Below are 17414 nucleotides of genomic sequence, written 5' to 3' on the forward strand. Positions count from 1 at the left end.
CGGCCCGAGCAGCGACGACCCGAGCACCGAGAACCCAGTACTGACGATCCGGAACGAGCACGAGGGAAGGGCGGAACCCGGTGGAGAACCGTACGTTCGCGACGCCGGGATCCGGCACACCCGCAGGGGCCGCGGTGTCCGTGGCGGTCCCGGACCAGGGGCAGGGGCCGGGCGAGGCCCAGGGCGGCGGTGCGGGCAGGGGCAAGGGGCGCGCCGCGCCGCACGTCCCCGGCCGGACGCTGCGGGCCCGGCGGCGGCGCCCGGCGGTGCTGGCGATGGCCGTCGCGCTGATCGCGGCCGGCGGCCTGGGCGGCGCGGTGCTCTACAACAGCACCGGCCAGCGGGTCGCCGTGCTGGCGCTGGCCCGGGACATCCCGTGGGGGCAGGTGATCACCGACGACGACCTGGTGGTGGCCCGGATCGCCGGGGATCCTGCGCTGCGGCCGCTGTCCGCCACCGAACGGGACAAGGCGGTCGGCATGCGGGCCGCCACCGACCTCAAGCGCGGCGCGATGCTCACCAGGGGCGACGTCGCGCAGACCCTGGCGGTGCAGCCGGGCCAGATCGTGGTCGGCGTCTCGGCCAAGCGCAGCCAGCTGCCCGCCAGCCGGCTCCAGCCGGGGCTGCAGATCGTCGTGGTCTACACCCCGGACAACACCAAGGCCGACTCGATGCCCGCGACGGTCATCACGGTCGGCCGGGTGGACACCGACGGCAGCCAGGTGATCGACGTGGCCGTCGGCGCGGCGGACGGCCCCCGGCTGGCGCAGTGGGTGGCCGGCGGCCGGATCCAGGTCCTGCTGGCCCCGCGCGCCGCCGCGGCCGGCGGCGCGACCGGCACCGCCGGTGCGGGCACCGGCGGCGGTACCGCGCCGACGGCCCCGGCGACCGGGACCCCCGGCGCTGCCACGGCCCCCGTGCCCCCGACCGGGGCGGGTGGCGCCTGATGGCGGTGATCGCGGTGGCCGGCGGCCCGGGCGCGCCCGGCGCGACCACGGCGGCCCTGGCCCTGCTGCTGGCCTGGCCGCTGGAGTCCGGACGGCGGGTCCTGCTGGTGGAGGCCGACCCGGACGGCGGCGCGGTGCTCGCGGGCGCCCTGGAGGGCCGGGTCGACGCGGTGTACGGGCTGCGCAACCTGGCCGTCGCGGACCGGCGCGGACTGCTCGCCGAGACCATCTGGGAGCAGCTGATCGACCTCTCGCCCGAGGGCACCGCCGAGCGGCTGCTGCTGCCCGGGCTGACCGACCCCACCCAGGCCCCGGGCCTCGCCTACACCTGGGAGCCGCTCGTCGACCTGCTGCACGGCCTCGAACCGCAGGGCTACGACGTCATCGTGGACCTCGGCCGCTCCGGCGCCACCGGCGTGAGCGCCGTGCTGGCCCGCCGGGCGGACGTCGTCGCGGTGACCGTCCGCACCACGCTGCGCGGCCTGAGCTCGGCCCGGCCCCGGCTGGCCGCGCTCGCCGAGGACCTCGCCACGGCCGGCACCGGGGTGGACGCGCTCGGACTGCTGCTGGTCGCCGAGGGGCCGTACTCGGGGCCGGAGGTGGCGCGCGAGTTCGGCCTCCCGGTGCTGGGGCTGCTGCCGCACGCCACCCGCACCGCCCGGGTGCTCTCCGACGGCGGTGACATCACCGACCGGCGGTTCATCCGCTCGGAGCTGATGCGGACGGCGCGTTCGGCGGCGGACGAGGTGCAGCTGCTGGTCCGCCGCCGTCGCCAGCGGCTCGCGCCGACCGCCGCGCCGGTCCCGGCCCAGCTCACCGCCGCGGCCCGGACCGGGACCGCGGCCCAGCCCCCGACCGCGGTGCACGCCCAGCCCCCGGTGCCGACCCCGCAGGCGGCCGCGCCGACGGCGTACCGGCCGGTGGAGGGGGAGCAGCCCTCGTACACCCCGCCGCAGCCGGTCGGGCCGGTGATCACCACCGGCCCGGTGGCGCCGCTGGCCGGGCTGGCCCCCCAGCCGGCCGCTCCGGCCCCGTTCCCGGGACACGTCCAGCAGCCGCAGTCGCCGCAGGCGCCGTACGGGCCGCAGGCCGGCTACGTCGCGTACGACCAGCAGGGCGGGTTCACCCCGTACGACCAGCAGAGCGGGGCCGCGTACGACCAGCAGCCCGGGTACGTGCGCCCGGAGCCCGAGGACGACGGCCGCTACCCGCTCCAGCAGCCCGCCGTGACACCCGATCAGACACACCCGAACGGTCCGCAGCCGTACAACCCCGGGGAGGTGCTCCGTGCGCGGTAGCCCCCTGCACCAGCACCCCGCGGCCGACCCGGCCGCACTGCCCTGGGCCACCCAGGCCCAGGCCCCGACACAGGCGCAGGCGCCGGCGGCCGCCCCGCCCCAGGCCTACCGGCCGGGCCCCGTCGCCCCGCAGCCCGTGCCGCCGCCGTACGCCCAGCCGGGCGGCGCGGCCACGCCCACCGCCGTGCCCTCCCAGCTGCCCTCGCTCGACCTGCGCGGCGCCGCCACCCGGCCGGCCGTCGACCCGCAGGTGGCCCGCGAGCTGAAGCGCCAGGTCGCGGCCGAACTGCACCAGCAGATCACCCGGTTGACCGCCACCTCGGGCGCCGAACCGGACCGCGCCACCCGCCGCCAGCGCGGCCGCGCGCTGATCGAGGAGGCGGTCGCCCGCTGGTCCGACGCCTACGCGCAGACCCACGGCATCCCGCCCACCCGGGAGCAGGACCGCGCGCTCGCCGAGGCCGTCTTCGACCTGCTGTTTCGGGCCGGGCGGCTCCAGCCCTACCTGGACGACCCGGAGATCGAGAACATCCTGATCAACGGCTGCGACGACGTCTGGATCTCCCGGGTGCACCAACCCCTGCGCCAGGTGCCGCCGGTGGCCGAGAGCGACGCCGAACTCGTCGAACTGCTCCAGGACCTGGCCCGCCAGCACGGCGGCGGCGAGCGCAGCCTGTCCACCGCCAGCCCGACCCTCGCGCTGCGCCTGGAGGGCGGCATGCGCCTCCAGGCGCTCACCGAGGTGACGCCCCGCCCGTACGTGGCGATCCGGCGCCACCGGGTGGCCTCGGCGACCCTGCCGGAGATGGTCGAACTCGGCACCCTGGACAGCACCTTGGCCGCGTTCCTGGCCGCCGCGATCCGGGCCCGGAAGAACGTGATGATCACCGGCACCCAGGGCGTCGGCAAGACCAGCCTGCTGCGCGCGATGGCCGCCGAGATCCCGCCGGACGAGCGGATCGGCACCCTGGAGTCGGAGTTCGAGCTGTGGCTGCACACGCTCGGCCACCTGCGCCAGGTCGTCCCGATGGAGGCCCGCGAGGGCAACGGCGAACGCGTCGAAGGCCGCCTGGCGGGCGAGTTGACGATCGGCGACCTCATCCCGGCGGCGCTGCGGATGACGCTCTCCCGGATCATCGTCGGCGAGGTCCGATCCGGCGAGGTCGTCCCGATGCTGCGGGTCATGACCAACGGCGAGGGCGGCTCGATGTGCACCCTGCACGCCCGCGGCCCGCACATGGTCGTCGACCGCATCGCCGAACTCTGCCTGGAGTACGGCTCGCACATGACCGACTCGCTCGCCTACCGGCTCACCGCCAACGCCCTGGACCTCATCGTGCACGTCACCATGGTCGACGAGACCGCCGTCGGCGGCCGCCGGCACCGCTTCGTCTCCCACGTCCTGGAGGTCGCCGGCCTCGGCGAGAGCGGCCGGCCCGCGCTGAACACCGTGTTCGGCCCCCGGGTGGACCTCGGCGAGCCGCGGGCCGTCCCGCACACCCCGCCGCAGTGCCTGGACGACCTGCGCCGGGCCGGCTTCGACGCCGCCCTGCTCGGCTCCCGCTACGGCGGCTGGGCCACCCCGCTGCAACTGCGGATCGGCGGTGGCGCGCGATGATGCTGCTGTTCGCCCTGTGCGGGCTGGCCGTCGCGGGCGGCCTGGTCGCCCTGGTGGCCTGGGCCCGCGGCAGCGACCCGGCGGCCGAGGACGAGACCCCGGAGCGGAGCAGCCCGCTGGCCGGCCGCGCCCACGTCTTCTGGTACGGCGCCCCCGGCGCCGCCTCGGCCCGGGTCGCCCGGCTGCGCCGGATCCAACTGCCGCTCGCGCTCGCCGGCGCCCCGCTCGCCTGGCTGTTCACCGGCATCCCGCTGGCCGCCCTGCTGGTGCCGCTGGCCGTGTTCGGCCTGCCCTGGCTGTTCGACACCACCCGCCCGGACACCCGCCGGATCGAACGCCTGGAGGCGCTGTCCGAGTGGACCCAGCGCATCGCCGACGTGCTGCTGCTCGGCGTCGGCCTCAACCAGGCCATCGTCACCAGCCGCCGCACCGCCCCCGCCGCCCTGGAGGAGGAGATCGGCGAACTGGCCGCCCGGCTCCAGGCCCGCTGGCGGCCCGAGGAGGCGCTCCAGGCCTTCGCCGACAGCGTCGCCGACGCCACCGCCGACAAGGTGCTGGCCGCGCTCGTGCTGCGGTCCGGCGACAGCGGCCCCGGCCTGGCCCGGGCACTGGCCGACATGGCCGACTCGGTGCGCGAGGAGGTCCGCCAACGTCGCGCCATCGAGGCCGACCGGGCCAAGCACCGCACCACCATCCGCTGGCTGGTCGGCATCATCGTGCTGGTCGTCACCGTCGGCTCCTTCAACACCGAGTACACCCGGCCGTACGGCACGCTGCTCGGTCAGATCGTGCTCGCCGTCGTCGCCGCCCTGTTCGTCGCGATCATCGCCTGGATGCGCGCCCTCGCCTCGCACCCGCCGGTGCCCCGGCTGTTGGCGCCCGACCGGCGCGGCAAGGCCGGGCGCCGCGCCCCGGTGCGCGAGGACGAGGCGCTCCAGCCGCTCGGGGAGGTCCGGTGATCTCCCCCTGGTCCGTGCTGGCCGGGGCCGTCGCCGCCGGCGGCGTCGCCCTGCTGGTCGCCGAACTGCGGCCCGCGCCGCCCGACCTGCGCCAGGCCCTGGACCGGCTGCACCGCACCCCCGCCGAACGGGCCGCGGACCCGGACGAGCGGCCGAGCTGGTACGACCGGATCGGCGAGCGCTCGATCGGCCTGCGCGGAGTGTCCCTGCCGCACCGCGAACTCGCCCTGATCGGCCGCGCCCCGGCCCGGTTCATGGTGCACAAGCTGCTGTTCGCCGCGATCGGCCTGCTGCTGCCCGCCTACCTGGGCGCGATGGCCGTGCTGATGGACATCGGCCTGCCCTTCGCCCTGCCGCTGCTGGCCGGGCCGCTGCTGGCGGGCCTGCTCTGGTTCGTCCCCGACGCCATCGTGCGCGGCGAGGCCAAGGAGGCGCGCACCGAGTACCTGCACGGCATCGCCGCCTACCTCGAACTCGTCGCCCTGGAACGGGCCGCCGACTGCGGGCCCGCCGAGGCGCTGCGCCGCGCCGCCGCGGTCGGGCGCGGCACCGTGTTCCGGCGCATCCGCGACGCCCTCGACCGCGCCGCCACCGACCGGCTCCCGCCCTGGGCCGGACTCGACGCGCTGGCCGAGGAGTTGGGGCTCAGCCCGCTGCAGGACGTGGCGGACATCATGCGGCTGTCCGGCACCGACGGCGCCGCCGTGTACGACACCCTGCGGGCGCGCGCCAAGGGCCTGCGCGGCGAACTGCTCGCCGAGGACCTCGCCCGCGCCAACGCCGACAGCGAGCGGATGGTCGCACCAGGAGCCGCCCTCACCCTGCTGATGACCGTCCTGATCGTCTTCCCCGCACTCCACCAGATGCTCAACTGACCCTCCTCACAGGGCATCTGGCACCACACCGCACTCCACCCCGGGAGACCCGAATGACCGTCCGACTCGTCCACCTGGCAGGCCGGCTGATCCGGCCCGTCCTGCTGCCCGTGCAGTTCGCCCTGCTGCTGTTCACCCTGCGGCTCGGCCGGCTGCGGGCCGCCCGCGCGCGCGGCGACCGCGGTGCGATCAGCATCGAACTCGCCCTCGCCATCATCGCGTTGGTCTTCGTCGCGGGCGCCGTCGCGACCGCGCTGTACCTGCTGAAGGACAAGGTCGTGCAGAAGGTCGAGCAGGACCCGAACATGCCGGGTGCGGGCGGGGCCGCGGGAGGCGCCACCAAGTGACGTACCGACCTCGCCGCCGTGGCGACCGGGGGTCGATGAGCGTGAGCCTCGCCATCGTCTTCCCGGTCGTCCTGGTGCTCCTGATGCTCGTCGTCCAGGCCGCGCTGCTGTGGTATGACCGCCAGCTCGCGCTCACCGCCGCCCGCGAGGGCGTGGACGCGGGCCGGATCCAGGGCAACGCGACGGACGAGGTGAAGAACGAGGCGGCGCGCCGACAGGCCAGGGACTTCCTCGACCGGCAGGGCGTGCACTCGTACACGGTGACGACCGACGGCAGCACGCCCGAAGTGGTCCGGGTCACCGTGGCGGTGCGCCCGCCGCTGCTGATACCCGGGCTGTCGGCGCCCGCCCTCACGCAGTTCGCCGAGGCGCCGCGCGAGCACTTCGTCCCGCCGGTGGCGGTGGCGCCGTGAGACCGCGGACCCGGGCCGACCGGTGGCCGGCGCTCCGTGCGGAGGGCCGCGCCGAGGGCCGTTCCGAGCCCCGCGCCGAACCCCGCGCCGAGCGCCGTTGCGCGCGGCGACCCCGGTGGTGGCCGGTCCGGCGGAGCGACGGCGGCTCGGTCGCCATCGAGGCGGCGATCGTCGTGCCGCCGGTGGTCGGGCTGGTCCTGGTGGCCATCGCCGCCGGGCGGGTGCAGACCACGGCCGGTACGGTCGAGGCCGCCGCCCGGGCCGGCGCCCGCACCGCCTCGCTGCAGCGCAGCGTCGACGGGATGACGCAGCCGGGCCGGGACTCGGCCCTCGCGACGCTGCGCCAGCAGGGCGTCTCCTGCCGCAACGGGACCGTCCAGGTCGTGCCCGGCCAACTGGACCTGCCCGGCGGCGCCGTCACGACCGTCAAGGTCACCGTGGTGTGCGACGTCGAACTGGCGGACCTGCTCGGCGGACCGTCCGGCGTACCCGTGACGAAGCACCTCGTCGGCGAGTTCACCTCCGTGGTGGACCGCTACCGGGGCACATGACCACCCGGGGCGGCACCCGGCGGGACACGGGCCACGACGGGGGATTGGGGACGGCCCGCGCGGGGGAGACGCAAGCGGAGAGCGCACGGGGGATGACGCGACGGGACCGGCCGGCGCCCGGTGGGGGCCGGCGGGGAGGACGAGGGGCGGGAGGGGCAGGGGGGATGGGAGTGCCTGTCAGGGCGCGGCGCCGGCGCCGCTCCGACCGGGGCGCGGTCGCCCTCTTCGTGGCGATCTGCGCGGCCTACGTCGTGCTCGTCATCGCCCTGGTGATCGACGCCGGCGGCCGGTTGCGGGTCGCCGAACGCACCGACGCCTACGCCCAGGAGGCCGCGCGGGTCGGCGGGCAGCAGCTCGACCAGGCCGCCGTCCTCCAGGGGAAGGGCTTCAAGGTCCAGCAGGAATACGTCCGGCAGGCCGCCGACGCCTACCTGGCCCTGTACGGCCTTCAGGCGGGCGAGGTCGAGTTCTCCGGCGACGGCAAGGTCGTCACCGTCACCGTGCGGGCCGACTACCGGCCCGTCCTGCTGGGCGCGCTCGGGGAGCGGAAGGTAACGGGCAAGGGCAGTGCGACCCTCGTCCACGGAGTCGAGAAAGCGGAGACCGACTGATGGCCGCGCCACGTGCCAAGGACCAGGCCCGAACCGCCCCGGGCCGGGCTCGAACCGCCAAGGGCCGGAGCCCCGGCGCCACGGACCAGGCCCGGGGCGCCACCGGCCGGGCCCACACCGGACACCGGGCCGCGGGCCGCCCCGCCGCCCCCGTGCCCCGCCCACCGCGCGGGCGCGGCCGCGGCGCAGCCCTGATCACCGCGCTCGCCGCGCTGGTCACCCTGCTCGCCCTGCTGCTCGGTGTCCCCGCGCTGCTGCTCTACGGCACCCGTGCGGTCGCCGCGATGGGCGACGTCGCGCCGGAGGGCGTCGGCCAGGCGCTCACCGGCCCGGACGACGGACGGCTGTTCCTCTGGCTGCTGGTCGTGGTCGGCTGGCTCGCCTGGGCCTGCTTCGCGCTCTCCGTCCTGCTGGAGATCCCCGCGCAGCTGCGCGGCCGGATCGCCCGCCGCATTCCCGCCTTCGGCTGGAGCCAGCGGATGGCGGCCGGCCTGGTCGGCTCGGTGTTCGCGCTGATGCCGGTCGCCGGCTCGGCCTTCGCCGCCACCCCGGCCCACACCGCCACCGCCCCGGCGCAGTTGGTGGCCGGCGTGCAGCGCGCCGCCCTGCCCGCCGCCCAGGCCGCGCCCGCCCTGGCGCCCGCCGCCGAGCAGAACCCCACGTACACCGTGCGGGACAGCCGGCCCGCCGACAGCCTGTGGTCCATCGCCGAACGCCAACTGGGCTCCGGTGAACGGTGGGTGGACATCGCCAAGCTCAACGAAGGCCGGGTGATGGACGATTCCGGCATCCGCTTCGACGCCGACCGGCCGATCCAGCCGGGGTGGGCGCTGCTGATGCCGGGGGACGCGAAGGCGGACGGGTCGGCGCCCGCTCCCGCGCCTGCCCCTTCGTCCGAGCCCGCGCCCGCCCCTGCTCCCGGTGCCGGGTCGGCCCAGGTGCCGCAGGCCGGGACGGAGCCGGGTGCGGGCGGGCACGCGACGGTGACCGTCCAGGGCGGGGACAGCCTGTCCGCCATCGCCCAAAAGGAGTTGGGGGACGCCGAGGCGTGGCCGAAGCTGTTCGAGGCGAACAAGGGCGCCCAGGCACCGGACGGGGAACGGCTGACCGATCCGGACGTGCTGGTGCCCGGGATGGTGCTCACGGTGCCGGGGGCGGCCGCCCCCGCGCCTGCTCCGGCGCCTGCTCCTGCGCCTTCGTCCGAGCCCGCTCCCGCGCCGCAGCCGGCGCCGTCGACCGGCCAGCCGTCGGCCGATCAGGCGCCCGCCACCCCCGCCCCCGCGCCGACCCAGGCCGCGCCGACCCCGGCCGCGTCCCAGCCCGTCACCCCGGCGCCCACCCACGCCCCCACCCATGCGCCCGCCCCCGCCGCGCACGCCGAACCGGCCGCCGACGACTACTCCATCGCCCTCACCGCCTCCACCGTCGGTGTCCTGCTCGCCGCCGTCATGGTCGGCACCGTCGCCCACAAGCGCGGCACCCAGCTGCGCGCCCGCCGCCCCCGGCACCGCATCACCATGCCCGACGCCGAGGCCGCCGCCTTCGAGAACGAGCTCAGGGCCCGTCAGGACGACGCCGGCCTCGACCTGCTCGACCGAGCCCTGCGCACCATGGCCCGCAACACCGTGCGCGGCGGCAAGCGCCTGCCCGCCATCGTCGCCGCCCGGATCACCCCCGGCCACACCATCGAACTGCACCTCTCCGGCCCGGCCACCCCGATCGCGCCGTTCCGCGCCGCGCACGCCGCCAACGTCTGGTGGTGCAGCCTCGATTCCGGCGACCTGCTCAGCGCCGCCCAGGCCCGCAAGACCGCCGCGCCCTACCCCGCCCTGGTCACCCTCGGCACCTCGCCCGACGGCTCGGTCGTCCTCGCCGACCTGGAGGCCGTCCGGCTGCTCCACCTCTCCGGCCACCCCGACGACGCCCGCGACATCCTGCGCACCCTCGCCATCGAACTCGCGCACAGCCCGCTCGCCGACCGGCTCCACCTGCACCTGGTCGACCTCGCCGAGGAGGTGCCGATCAGCGGCCCGGCCGCCGAACGCATCCACCGCCACCCCACCCTGGAGGCCGCGCTCGCCGCCCTCGGCCCGCGCACCGCCAAGGCCCGCGCCACGCTGGTCGCCGCCGAGGCCGCCAGCCCGCGCGACGCCCGCAGCCGGGGCCAGGCCGACGAGTCCTGGACCCCTGAGATCGTGCTCTGCGCCCAGCAGCCCGGTGGCGAGGTCCCCGCCGAACTCGGCCGCCTGCTCGACGCCCGGCCGCGCACCTGCGTCGCCGTCATCACCCGTGCCCCCGAACGCGGCACCGGCCCCGTCGCCCGCTGGACCCTCCCGACCACCGGCCAGGCGGCCATCCCCGGCCTGCACCTCACCGTCGAACTCCAGCGGCTCAGCGACCAGCAGTACGACCAGGTCGCCGAACTGCTCCGCGCCGCCGACGACCTCACCCAGCACCCGGCCCCCGCCTGGACCCTGGACGGTCCCGGCCTCGACCCCGACGCGGACGACGACGACACCGACACGGCCGAACTGCCCGCCGCCGTACCCGTCCTGGCCGCCGTCGGGGCCCCCGCGGCCGGCGCGCAGGGCGGTACGGACACGGCCGCCGGGCCCCGGCTGCTCGCCCGGGTCATCGGCACCGGCGCCAGCCCGTTCGCGGGCACCGACCCGGCGACGCCGGTGCCGGCCCCTCCGGCCGGGCCGGGGCGGTACGCGGTCAACGGGCAGGGGTGGCAGGCCGCCTCCGCCGAGTCCGGGTCCGAGGCCGGGAGCGGGAACGGGAGCGGGGCCGGAGTCGGTACCGGGAGCGGGATCGGGACCGAAGAAGAGCTGGTGGTCGGTCAGGTCGTCGACGAGGCCGCCGACGAGGCGGCGGACGAGGCCACCCGGGACCTGCGCCGCCCGGACGCGGTGGCGGAGGATGCGGCGGAGGTGCCGCAGCAAGCCCCCGCGGCCGTCCTCGCCGTGCCGTCCGTCCAGCCCGTGCCGTCCGTACCCGCCGTCCAATCCGTCCAGCCGGTCGCGCCGCAGCCGCCCGTCGAGCCGGCCCCGGTCCACCAGCCCGCGCCCGCGCCCTCCGGCGTCGACCCGCGCGTCCCGTCCCGGCCGGAGCCCTCGCCGGACCTCGTGCCCGATCTCGTGCCCGCCGCCGAAGCCGGTTCCTACGCCGAGCCCGGAGCCGAGCCCGGGGTCGAACCCGGATCCGAGCCCGGCCCCGCCGCCGTCGCCCCGGTCGCCCAGACCACCCCCGGGCGCAGCGACAGCGACGACCTGCTCGCCATCCTGCGCTCCCCGGAGGCCCACGCCGCCCGCAACGCCCCCCGGATCCGCCTGCTCGGCCCGGTCGACGTCGCCGGAGCCCTCGGTACCGCCGAACCCGGCGCGCTGTCCCGGCTCACCGAACTCGCCGTCTACCTCGCGCTGCGGCCCGGCGCCGACCACCACGCCCTCGACCACGACCTCCACCCCGGCGCCGCCCACCTCGACCCGCACCCCACCGCGGCCGACGCCAAGAGCCCGCTCCCCGGCAAACTCGCCGACCTGGCCGCCTGGTTCGGCACCTCGCCCGAGGGCCGCGCCTTCCTGCCGACCGACACCACCGACGGCTACTCCTTCACCCCGGTCGTCACCTGCGACTGGGACGAGTTCCGCAGCCTCTACCGGCGCGGCATGCGCAGCACCAGTGCCACCGCCGACGCCGCCCTCGCCCACGCCCTGGCCCTGGTGCGCGGCGCCCCGTTCGCCGAGGCCCCGCCCGCCTCCTACGGCTGGGCCGAGGCCGAACGCCAGGACATGATCGCGGCGATCGTCGACACCGCCCACGAACTGGCCGCCCGCCGCCTGCAGTACGGCGACCACCGCAGCGCCGAGGCCGCCGTCTTCCGCGGCCTCGCCGTCGCCCCGGACGTCGAACTCCTGCACCGGGACCTCTTCTACGCCTACGCCTCGGCCGGCGCCCGCGACCAACTCCTGCGCGCCGTCAACCGTCTCGACGCGCTCAGCCGCCGTACCGGCCGTGACCTGGACGCCGACACCGTCGCCCTGCTCCGCGACCTGCTGGCCGGTTCCTGACGTCCCCCGCATGCCGCTGCCCGGCCGCCCCTCGGGGTGACCGGGCAGCGGCATGCGGGGCAGGGCCGGTGGGGTCAGGTCGGCCAGGTCGGTCAGGTCGAGCGGACGCACCGGCCGTCGACGGTGCGCTCGGTGGCGGTGTGGACGTCCCGGACGGCGGCGCAGTGCACGGTCCGGGAGCTCAGATGGTCGGGGAGTCCAGGGCGTGTCGGGTCGGTAGTGCGCGCAACCAGGCGTCCAGGGTGGCGAAGTCGGCTGCGGTGAGGCCGCGTTGGGGGTCGACGCGGTGGAGGAGCGCGGGGGCGGGCGAGTGGGCCGCGATCCAGCGGCGGTCGGTGGCGGTGATCTCGTCGTCCACCCAGACGAACGGGCGGCCGGCAGCCCGGGCGACCAGCGCGCGGGTCTTCCCGTGCAGGCCGGCCGGTTCGTCGCCTTCCGCCACCGGCCAGTCCACGACAGGCAGTTGTGGCAGTCCGAGCCAGGGGGAGAGGCACTCGTTCGCATCGGACATCCACGTCGTCGCCCACACCAGTTCGCACGGCAGGCTCAGCAGGCGCCCGCCGAGTGCCGGATCGACGCGGGCCAGCAGGGGGTTGACGCCCGGACCGGGTGCGGCGGCGGAGGCGCCGCGGAAGACGGGGTAGCCGCCGGGGGGCGGCGCGCCGAAGGGGATGAGCGGTCCGTCGATGTCGAGGAACAGGAGAGGTGCACCGGGGCCTGCCATGACGGCACGATAGCGGGCCGGGTGGCGCGCCGATCGGAGACCCGGCCTGGATCGGGTGTGCCGGGATCTCGTAGGGTGGCGCGACGGGAGTGGTGGTAGGCACCACCCAGCAAGGGCATCAGACGCCGCGGAGCGGCGGGGTGGGTGGTGACCAGAAGATGGCGGAGACGACAGCTGTCCCCGGAGGCCCCGAACCGGCAGCGGACTCGGGCCCCTGGGACGCCGTACCGCCGCCGCGCACCCCGGCCGAGGAGCACCCGCCCGGGCCCGCCGCGCTCTACGAGCCGCCGCCCGTGCCCCCGCTCCCGCCGTCCGCTCCGGCCGCCCCGCCGTCGGCTCCGACGGCTCCGGCCACGGTGCCGGGCCCGCCGCCGACCGCGCCCACCGGATGGACCGTCACCGGCATGCCCGCCGTGGGCGCGCCGCCGTCCGCGGCCACGCCGCTGCCCTTCCCGGCCCCGGGCGTGAACGCCCCCGGTACGGGCGGACTGGGGGCGGCGCCGCGCGGACGGATCCTGGTCGTCGAGGGCGGCTACGGCAACTCCGGGCGCCGCACCTGGGGTCGGGGCGGTCCCGCCCAGGCATCGGTGCTGTCCGCGATGCTCGCGGCCGTCTCACCACAGGTGCTGCTCGCCGCGGACGCCGTGGACGCCGTCCACCTCCCCGGCGCCAGCGACCCGCACACCGTCCTCGCCCACCTGCGCGCCGCGTCCCGCCATCCGGGGCCGCTGCTCGTCCACCTGGGCGGCCACGTGGTCGCCGACAAGCGCGGCGGACAGCTCCAGCTCACCCTGCGCGACTCCAAGCAGGACGGCCTGCCCTGGCAGGCCGTCGCCGCCGAGCTGAGCCACCGCCCGGCCGAGTGGCAGACCCTCGTCGTCGCCGACCTCAGCGCCGACCAGAACGCCTGGCCGTACCTCCAGGGCGCCGCCTCGCCGCTCAGCGAGGGCATCCCGCTCTGGGCGGTCGTCAGCCCGGACCCGGAGCAGGTCGGCACCTTCACCCGCGCCCTGATCGAGGCGCTGCACGGCGGCCGCCCCGGCGCGGGCGACGTGCTCGCGCCCGAGCAACTGCGGCAGCAGGTGTACTCGGTGCTGCGGCCGGACGTCGTCATCCTGGCCACGCACGCACCGGACCGCCCGGTCTTCCGCAACACCGCCCGCCGGGGCGACGGTCCGCCGGCCGACGTGTCGGCGCCGGTCGATGCGGTGCCGCCGGTCGATGCGGTGTCGGCCGATGGGGTGCCGGTCGATGCCGTGCGCGCCGATGTGGTGCCGTCCGGGCAGCCCGCGGTGTCGGTGGCGCCGGTGCCGGGCCGGGCGGAGTCGCAGGACGCCGTCGTCGAACCGCCCGTGGCGCCCACGGCTCCGCGGCCGTCGGCCTCCCCTGCTCCCGCGGCCGAGGCCGGTCCGGTGAGCCTAGTCAAGCCCGGCGTGCCGCCCACCCCGCCGAGGCCGGCCCGCCCGGTCAGCCTGCTGAAGGGGCAGCCGGCCGGTCCGGCCGGCGTGACCCTGCACAAGCCCGCTCCGGCGGACGCGACGCCCGAGGCCGTCGAGCCGTCCGCAGGCGTGACGCTGGCCAAGCCCCAGCAGCCGGCGTCGGAGCCGGAGTTGGAGTCCGAGCGGGAGCGGGAGCCGGAGCCGGAGCAGGCACCGGCGGACGCCGTCTCGGCGCAGGCTCCTCCCGTTGACGAGGCCCCCACCGACGCGGCGCCGACGGCGGAGACGCCGGACGGCACGGCCCCGACCGACGACGCGGCCCCCGTGGACGCGGTCCCGGTGGCGGAGGCCCCAGCGGACGCTGTCCCGGCGGACGAGGTACCTGCCGACGCGGTGCCCGTCGACGCTCCGGTGTCCGGTCAGCCGCGTGCCGACTACCGGGAGGCCATCGGCCGGATCGTCCGCAGCGCGGACGCCGGGGAGCACGATGCCGCCACCGAACTCGCCTTCGCCCTCGAACTGGAGGCGATCGCCGAGCACGGCGCCGTCTCCGAACCGGTCCTCCAGGTGCGCCAGGTCCGGGCACACGTGTGCCGTCTCGCGGGTCGGCCGGCCGAGGCCGCGGACATCTACCGTGAGGTGGCCCTGGCGCTGCTCCGTTCGCAGGGGTCGGACCACCCGGAGACCCAGCAGGCGGCCACCAACGCCGAGGCCTGCTGGCGCTCGGTCCCCGACCGCGCGGTGGCCCTTCGGATCGCCCCGGAGATCATCGAGCTCCGCGCCTACCTCCCGGGCCCCGACGGCCGCAAGCTCCGCGCCGCCGAGCGCTACCTCGCCCAACTGGCCGCCGCCCCGGAGCCCGCCGCGACGCCTGCTTCCGCCCCGGCGGACCGCGTCTGACCCTTCGCGCTGCGCGCGGCTGGGCCGGACGACCGGCACCTGGCCGCGAACAGATGACAGCTGACAGATGACAGCGAACAGGGAACAGATAACAGATTTCGAAATCTGTTATCTGTTCGCTGTCAGTTGTCAGCCGTTACCTGCTACCTGCCGCCTATCGTGGCCCGTCAGCGACCGGCGATGGCGTGGACGAACTTCGCGCCGTCGATGGTGCCGAGGCCGCTGGAGAGGTCGTAGCCCTCGGTGGCGGTGTAGCCGGTGACGCCGCCCCAGGAGTTGTCGCCCTCCTTCACGTCCGTGATGCCGCTCCACGCGCTCGGGAGCAGGTTGAGCCCGTACAGGCGCCAGTTGAGCTGGCCGAGGCGGTGGCCGGCGAGCTGGTCGGCGAGGGCGACGACGCCGGAGAACAGCGGGGTGGCCTCGCTGGTGCCGCCGGTGAGGTGCCAGCCGACGGAGGTCGGGTCGTAGGACTCGTAGGTCCAGGCGCCGCCGTCGACGGCCGCGCTCATGCTGATGTCGGGCGTGCCGCGGTGGTTGCCGGTGACGTTGGCGACGCCGGCCTGGTACCACGGGCGCTCGAAGATGCCGGAGACGCCACCGCCGCCGGCGCCGGACTTGTCGTGCCACACCTTGTCGGGCGCGGTGCGCGCGCCGTTGTCGTCCAGGGTGAGTTGGGTGCCGCCGATGGAGGTGACCAGCGGGTCGGAGGACGGCCAGGAGTTGACCTTGTACGGGTACAGGTCGGTGCCGTTGGTCTGCGAGTCGGTGGCGCCGTTGTCGCCGGAGGCGGCGAGCACGGTGACGTTGTGGTCGGCGGCGGCCTGGAAGGCGTAGCGCAGGTCGGTGAGCGACTTGAAGTCGCCCTTGTCGTACCCCGGGAAGGTGTTCTCGGTGGCGCCGAAGCTCTGCGAGATGACGTCGCCGCGGCCGGCCTTGATGAGGGCCTTCTCGGCGTCCATCATCTCGGGCAGGCCGGTGGTGCCCTCGGTCTCGGCGACACCGGTCTCGACCAGGACGATGTGCGCGTCGGGGGCGATGGCGTGGGCGTACTCGACGTCCAGCGTGGTCTCGCCGGCCCAGCCGGTGTGGTCGGGGTTCTTGGGGTCGAAGGCGGGGACGTTGCCCCACTTGACCACCTCGACGTTGGTGTCCTGGATGCCCCACTGCTTGTCGAAGACCTCCAGGTCGTGCTGGATGGTCGGCGAGCCGAAGGAGTCGACGATGACGATCGTGCGGCCCTTGCCGGTGATGCCCTCCTGGTACAGCGGGTTCAGGTTGTAGGCGTTCCGGTACTGCAGCGGCGAGTAGCAGTGGATGCCGATCTGGCTGACGCACTGGGTGGTGGTCAGCGGGGCGGTGCGGCCCTGGGCGTTGTGGTGCCCGAAGGAGGCGGGGCGGACGTGGACGCCCGTGAGGTCGTGCGCGGGGGCCGCGGTCGCGGCGCCGACCGCCGGGACGGCGATGGTGCCGGCCGTGAGGGCGGTGGCCCCGACGGCGAGCAGAGCCAGGGCACGGCGAAGGGGGGCGGGGCTGCCCATGGGACTCCTTGGGGCGCAGGGCCCGACCTGGTCCGGTCGGGTCGGTCCGGCCATCCCATCGACTGCCGCATGATCATGCCATAGTCATTTGGTGGGGTCGCCTGATCAGAGGCATGGTCATGATCGGCTACGCGAAAAGGTAAAGGCCGTCCCAGGCGAAGGTAACCCCACGCCCGGGACGGCCATGTGACGACACGTCAGTATTATCGTACTAATGCTGAAGGGCCCTCGAAGGTCCCCGCCCGGGCCAGGCCTACCGCGCCCCGCCGTTGACGTACAGCGTCTGCCCGCTGACGTACGAGGCGTCCTCGCTGGCCAGGAAGGCGACCACGGACGCGATCTCCTCCGGCTGTCCCACCCGGCGCAGCGGGGTCCGGGCGGACACCTCCGCCTGCTGGTCCTCGGCCGTGCTGCCGACCCGCTCGGCGGTGGCCGCGGTCATCGCGGTGGCGACGTACCCGGGGGCGACGGCGTTGACGTTGATGTTGAACGGCCCCAGCTCGATCGCGAGGGTCGCGGTGAGCCCCTGGATGCCGGCCTTGGCGGCCGCGTAGTTGGCCTGTCCCCGGTTGCCGAGGGCGGAGCGCGAGCTGAGCGAGACGATCTTCCCGTACTTCTGCGCCACCATGTACTTCTGCGCGACGTGGCTGCAGTTGTACGCGCTGGTCAGATTGACGGTCAGGACCGCGTCCCAGTCGGCCTTCGGCATCTTGAAGAACAGGTTGTCCCGGGTGATCCCGGCGTTGTTCACCAGGATGTGCACCCCGCCGAGGTCCGCCGCGACCTGCGCGAACACCGCCTCGACGGCGTCGTAGTCGGCCACGTCGCAGCCGTACGCCCGAGCGGTGCCGCCCTTGGCGGTGATCTCCGCGACCGTTCCGGCGGCCCGTTCGGCGGTGAGGTCGACGACGGCGACGGCCGCGCCCTCCTGGGCGAGCCGGTGGGCGGTGGCCGCACCGATGCCCTGGGCGGCGCCGGTCACGACGGCGACCCTGCCCGCGAACCTGCCTGCCAGGCCCGTCACTTCAGCCACTGCGGCTACTTCAGTCATTCCCGGTGCTCCCTTGGACTCGGACGCGAACTCAGACGTGAAATCAAACTCGGACGTGATCGCGAGTGCG

14 protein-coding genes are annotated in these 17414 nt (G+C 75.8%); 11 read left to right on the forward strand and 3 right to left on the reverse strand.

Translation table 11 applies throughout. The features are described from left to right. Nucleotides 1–134: 134 nt before the first annotated feature. From OG556_RS27940 to OG556_RS27985, 10 genes are all read left to right on the forward strand, one after another. Nucleotides 135–947: an SAF domain-containing protein gene (locus OG556_RS27940; RefSeq protein ID WP_371520820.1), complete on the forward strand. Its 813-nt coding sequence runs from the start codon at nucleotides 135–137 to the stop codon at nucleotides 945–947. Next, nucleotides 947–2245 carry a hypothetical protein gene (locus tag OG556_RS27945; RefSeq protein WP_371520823.1) on the forward strand — a complete coding sequence of 433 codons (1299 nt, stop codon included), beginning with the start codon at nucleotides 947–949 and terminating at the stop codon, nucleotides 2243–2245. The genes OG556_RS27940 and OG556_RS27945 overlap by 1 nt, the downstream gene beginning before the upstream one ends. Further along, the gene (locus OG556_RS27950; RefSeq protein WP_371520826.1) at nucleotides 2235–3863 is read left to right on the forward strand and encodes a CpaF family protein; all 1629 of its coding nucleotides are present in this window, start codon (nucleotides 2235–2237) and stop codon (nucleotides 3861–3863) included. Before OG556_RS27945 ends, OG556_RS27950 begins: the two co-directional genes overlap by 11 nt. Then, nucleotides 3860–4822: a type II secretion system F family protein gene (locus tag OG556_RS27955; protein WP_371520829.1), complete on the forward strand. Its 963-nt coding sequence runs from the start codon at nucleotides 3860–3862 to the stop codon at nucleotides 4820–4822. The genes OG556_RS27950 and OG556_RS27955 overlap by 4 nt, the downstream gene beginning before the upstream one ends. Then, nucleotides 4819–5697, forward strand: coding sequence for a hypothetical protein (locus OG556_RS27960; protein WP_371520832.1), 879 nt, complete (start codon nucleotides 4819–4821; stop codon nucleotides 5695–5697). Before OG556_RS27955 ends, OG556_RS27960 begins: the two co-directional genes overlap by 4 nt. Before the next feature lie 53 nt (nucleotides 5698–5750). Continuing rightward, on the forward strand, nucleotides 5751–6044 hold the full coding sequence (locus OG556_RS27965; protein WP_371520835.1) for a hypothetical protein: 294 nt from the start codon (nucleotides 5751–5753) through the stop codon (nucleotides 6042–6044). 35 nt (nucleotides 6045–6079) lie between these two features. Beyond that, complete coding sequence (locus OG556_RS27970) at nucleotides 6080–6457, forward strand: TadE/TadG family type IV pilus assembly protein (RefSeq protein WP_063350046.1); 378 nt, start codon at nucleotides 6080–6082, stop codon at nucleotides 6455–6457. Beyond that, nucleotides 6454–7008 (forward strand): TadE/TadG family type IV pilus assembly protein, encoded by a 555-nt coding sequence (locus OG556_RS27975; RefSeq protein ID WP_371520838.1) that lies wholly within the window; start codon nucleotides 6454–6456, stop codon nucleotides 7006–7008. The genes OG556_RS27970 and OG556_RS27975 overlap by 4 nt, the downstream gene beginning before the upstream one ends. Before the next feature lie 164 nt (nucleotides 7009–7172). After that, the gene (locus OG556_RS27980) at nucleotides 7173–7619 is read left to right on the forward strand and encodes a hypothetical protein (protein WP_371520841.1); all 447 of its coding nucleotides are present in this window, start codon (nucleotides 7173–7175) and stop codon (nucleotides 7617–7619) included. Beyond that, nucleotides 7619–11692 (forward strand): LysM peptidoglycan-binding domain-containing protein, encoded by a 4074-nt coding sequence (locus OG556_RS27985; RefSeq protein WP_371520843.1) that lies wholly within the window; start codon nucleotides 7619–7621, stop codon nucleotides 11690–11692. The genes OG556_RS27980 and OG556_RS27985 overlap by 1 nt, the downstream gene beginning before the upstream one ends. Nucleotides 11693–11873: 181 nt before the next feature. Here the strand turns inward: OG556_RS27985 and OG556_RS27990 are convergent, their stop codons facing one another. Further along, on the reverse strand, nucleotides 11874–12416 hold the full coding sequence (locus tag OG556_RS27990; protein WP_371520846.1) for an HAD domain-containing protein: 543 nt from the start codon (nucleotides 12414–12416) through the stop codon (nucleotides 11874–11876). Between the two features lie 158 nt (nucleotides 12417–12574). Here OG556_RS27990 and OG556_RS27995 point away from each other — a divergent pair, with 158 nt between their 5' ends. Further along, nucleotides 12575–14755 (forward strand): hypothetical protein, encoded by a 2181-nt coding sequence (locus OG556_RS27995; RefSeq protein WP_371520849.1) that lies wholly within the window; start codon nucleotides 12575–12577, stop codon nucleotides 14753–14755. 167 nt (nucleotides 14756–14922) lie between these two features. Here the strand turns inward: OG556_RS27995 and OG556_RS28000 are convergent, their stop codons facing one another. Next, on the reverse strand, nucleotides 14923–16293 hold the full coding sequence (locus OG556_RS28000; RefSeq protein WP_350875433.1) for a S53 family peptidase: 1371 nt from the start codon (nucleotides 16291–16293) through the stop codon (nucleotides 14923–14925). 253 nt (nucleotides 16294–16546) lie between these two features. Continuing rightward, nucleotides 16547–17317, reverse strand: coding sequence for a 3-oxoacyl-ACP reductase FabG (fabG, locus tag OG556_RS28005; protein ID WP_371522934.1), 771 nt, complete (start codon nucleotides 17315–17317; stop codon nucleotides 16547–16549). Between the last annotated feature and the right edge of the window lie 97 nt (nucleotides 17318–17414).

Source organism: Kitasatospora sp. NBC_01300, assembly GCF_041435235.1.
GTDB lineage: Bacteria > Actinomycetota > Actinomycetes > Streptomycetales > Streptomycetaceae > Kitasatospora.

What these genes read in the sequence shown, in the direction of transcription:
- OG556_RS27995 (WP_371520849.1), top strand. Translation starts at nt 12,575, where the DNA reads ATGGCGGAGACGACAGCTGTCCCCGGAGGCCCCGAACCGGCAGCGGAC.
- OG556_RS27965 (WP_371520835.1), top strand. Translation starts at nt 5,751, where the DNA reads ATGACCGTCCGACTCGTCCACCTGGCAGGCCGGCTGATCCGGCCCGTC.
- OG556_RS27985 (WP_371520843.1), top strand. Translation starts at nt 7,619, where the DNA reads ATGGCCGCGCCACGTGCCAAGGACCAGGCCCGAACCGCCCCGGGCCGG.
- OG556_RS27945 (WP_371520823.1), top strand. Translation starts at nt 947, where the DNA reads ATGGCGGTGATCGCGGTGGCCGGCGGCCCGGGCGCGCCCGGCGCGACC.
- OG556_RS27970 (WP_063350046.1), top strand. Translation starts at nt 6,080, where the DNA reads ATGAGCGTGAGCCTCGCCATCGTCTTCCCGGTCGTCCTGGTGCTCCTG.
- OG556_RS27980 (WP_371520841.1), top strand. Translation starts at nt 7,173, where the DNA reads ATGGGAGTGCCTGTCAGGGCGCGGCGCCGGCGCCGCTCCGACCGGGGC.
- OG556_RS28000 (WP_350875433.1), bottom strand. Translation starts at nt 16,293, where the DNA reads ATGGGCAGCCCCGCCCCCCTTCGCCGTGCCCTGGCTCTGCTCGCCGTC.
- OG556_RS27990 (WP_371520846.1), bottom strand. Translation starts at nt 12,416, where the DNA reads ATGGCAGGCCCCGGTGCACCTCTCCTGTTCCTCGACATCGACGGACCG.
- OG556_RS27955 (WP_371520829.1), top strand. Translation starts at nt 3,860, where the DNA reads ATGATGCTGCTGTTCGCCCTGTGCGGGCTGGCCGTCGCGGGCGGCCTG.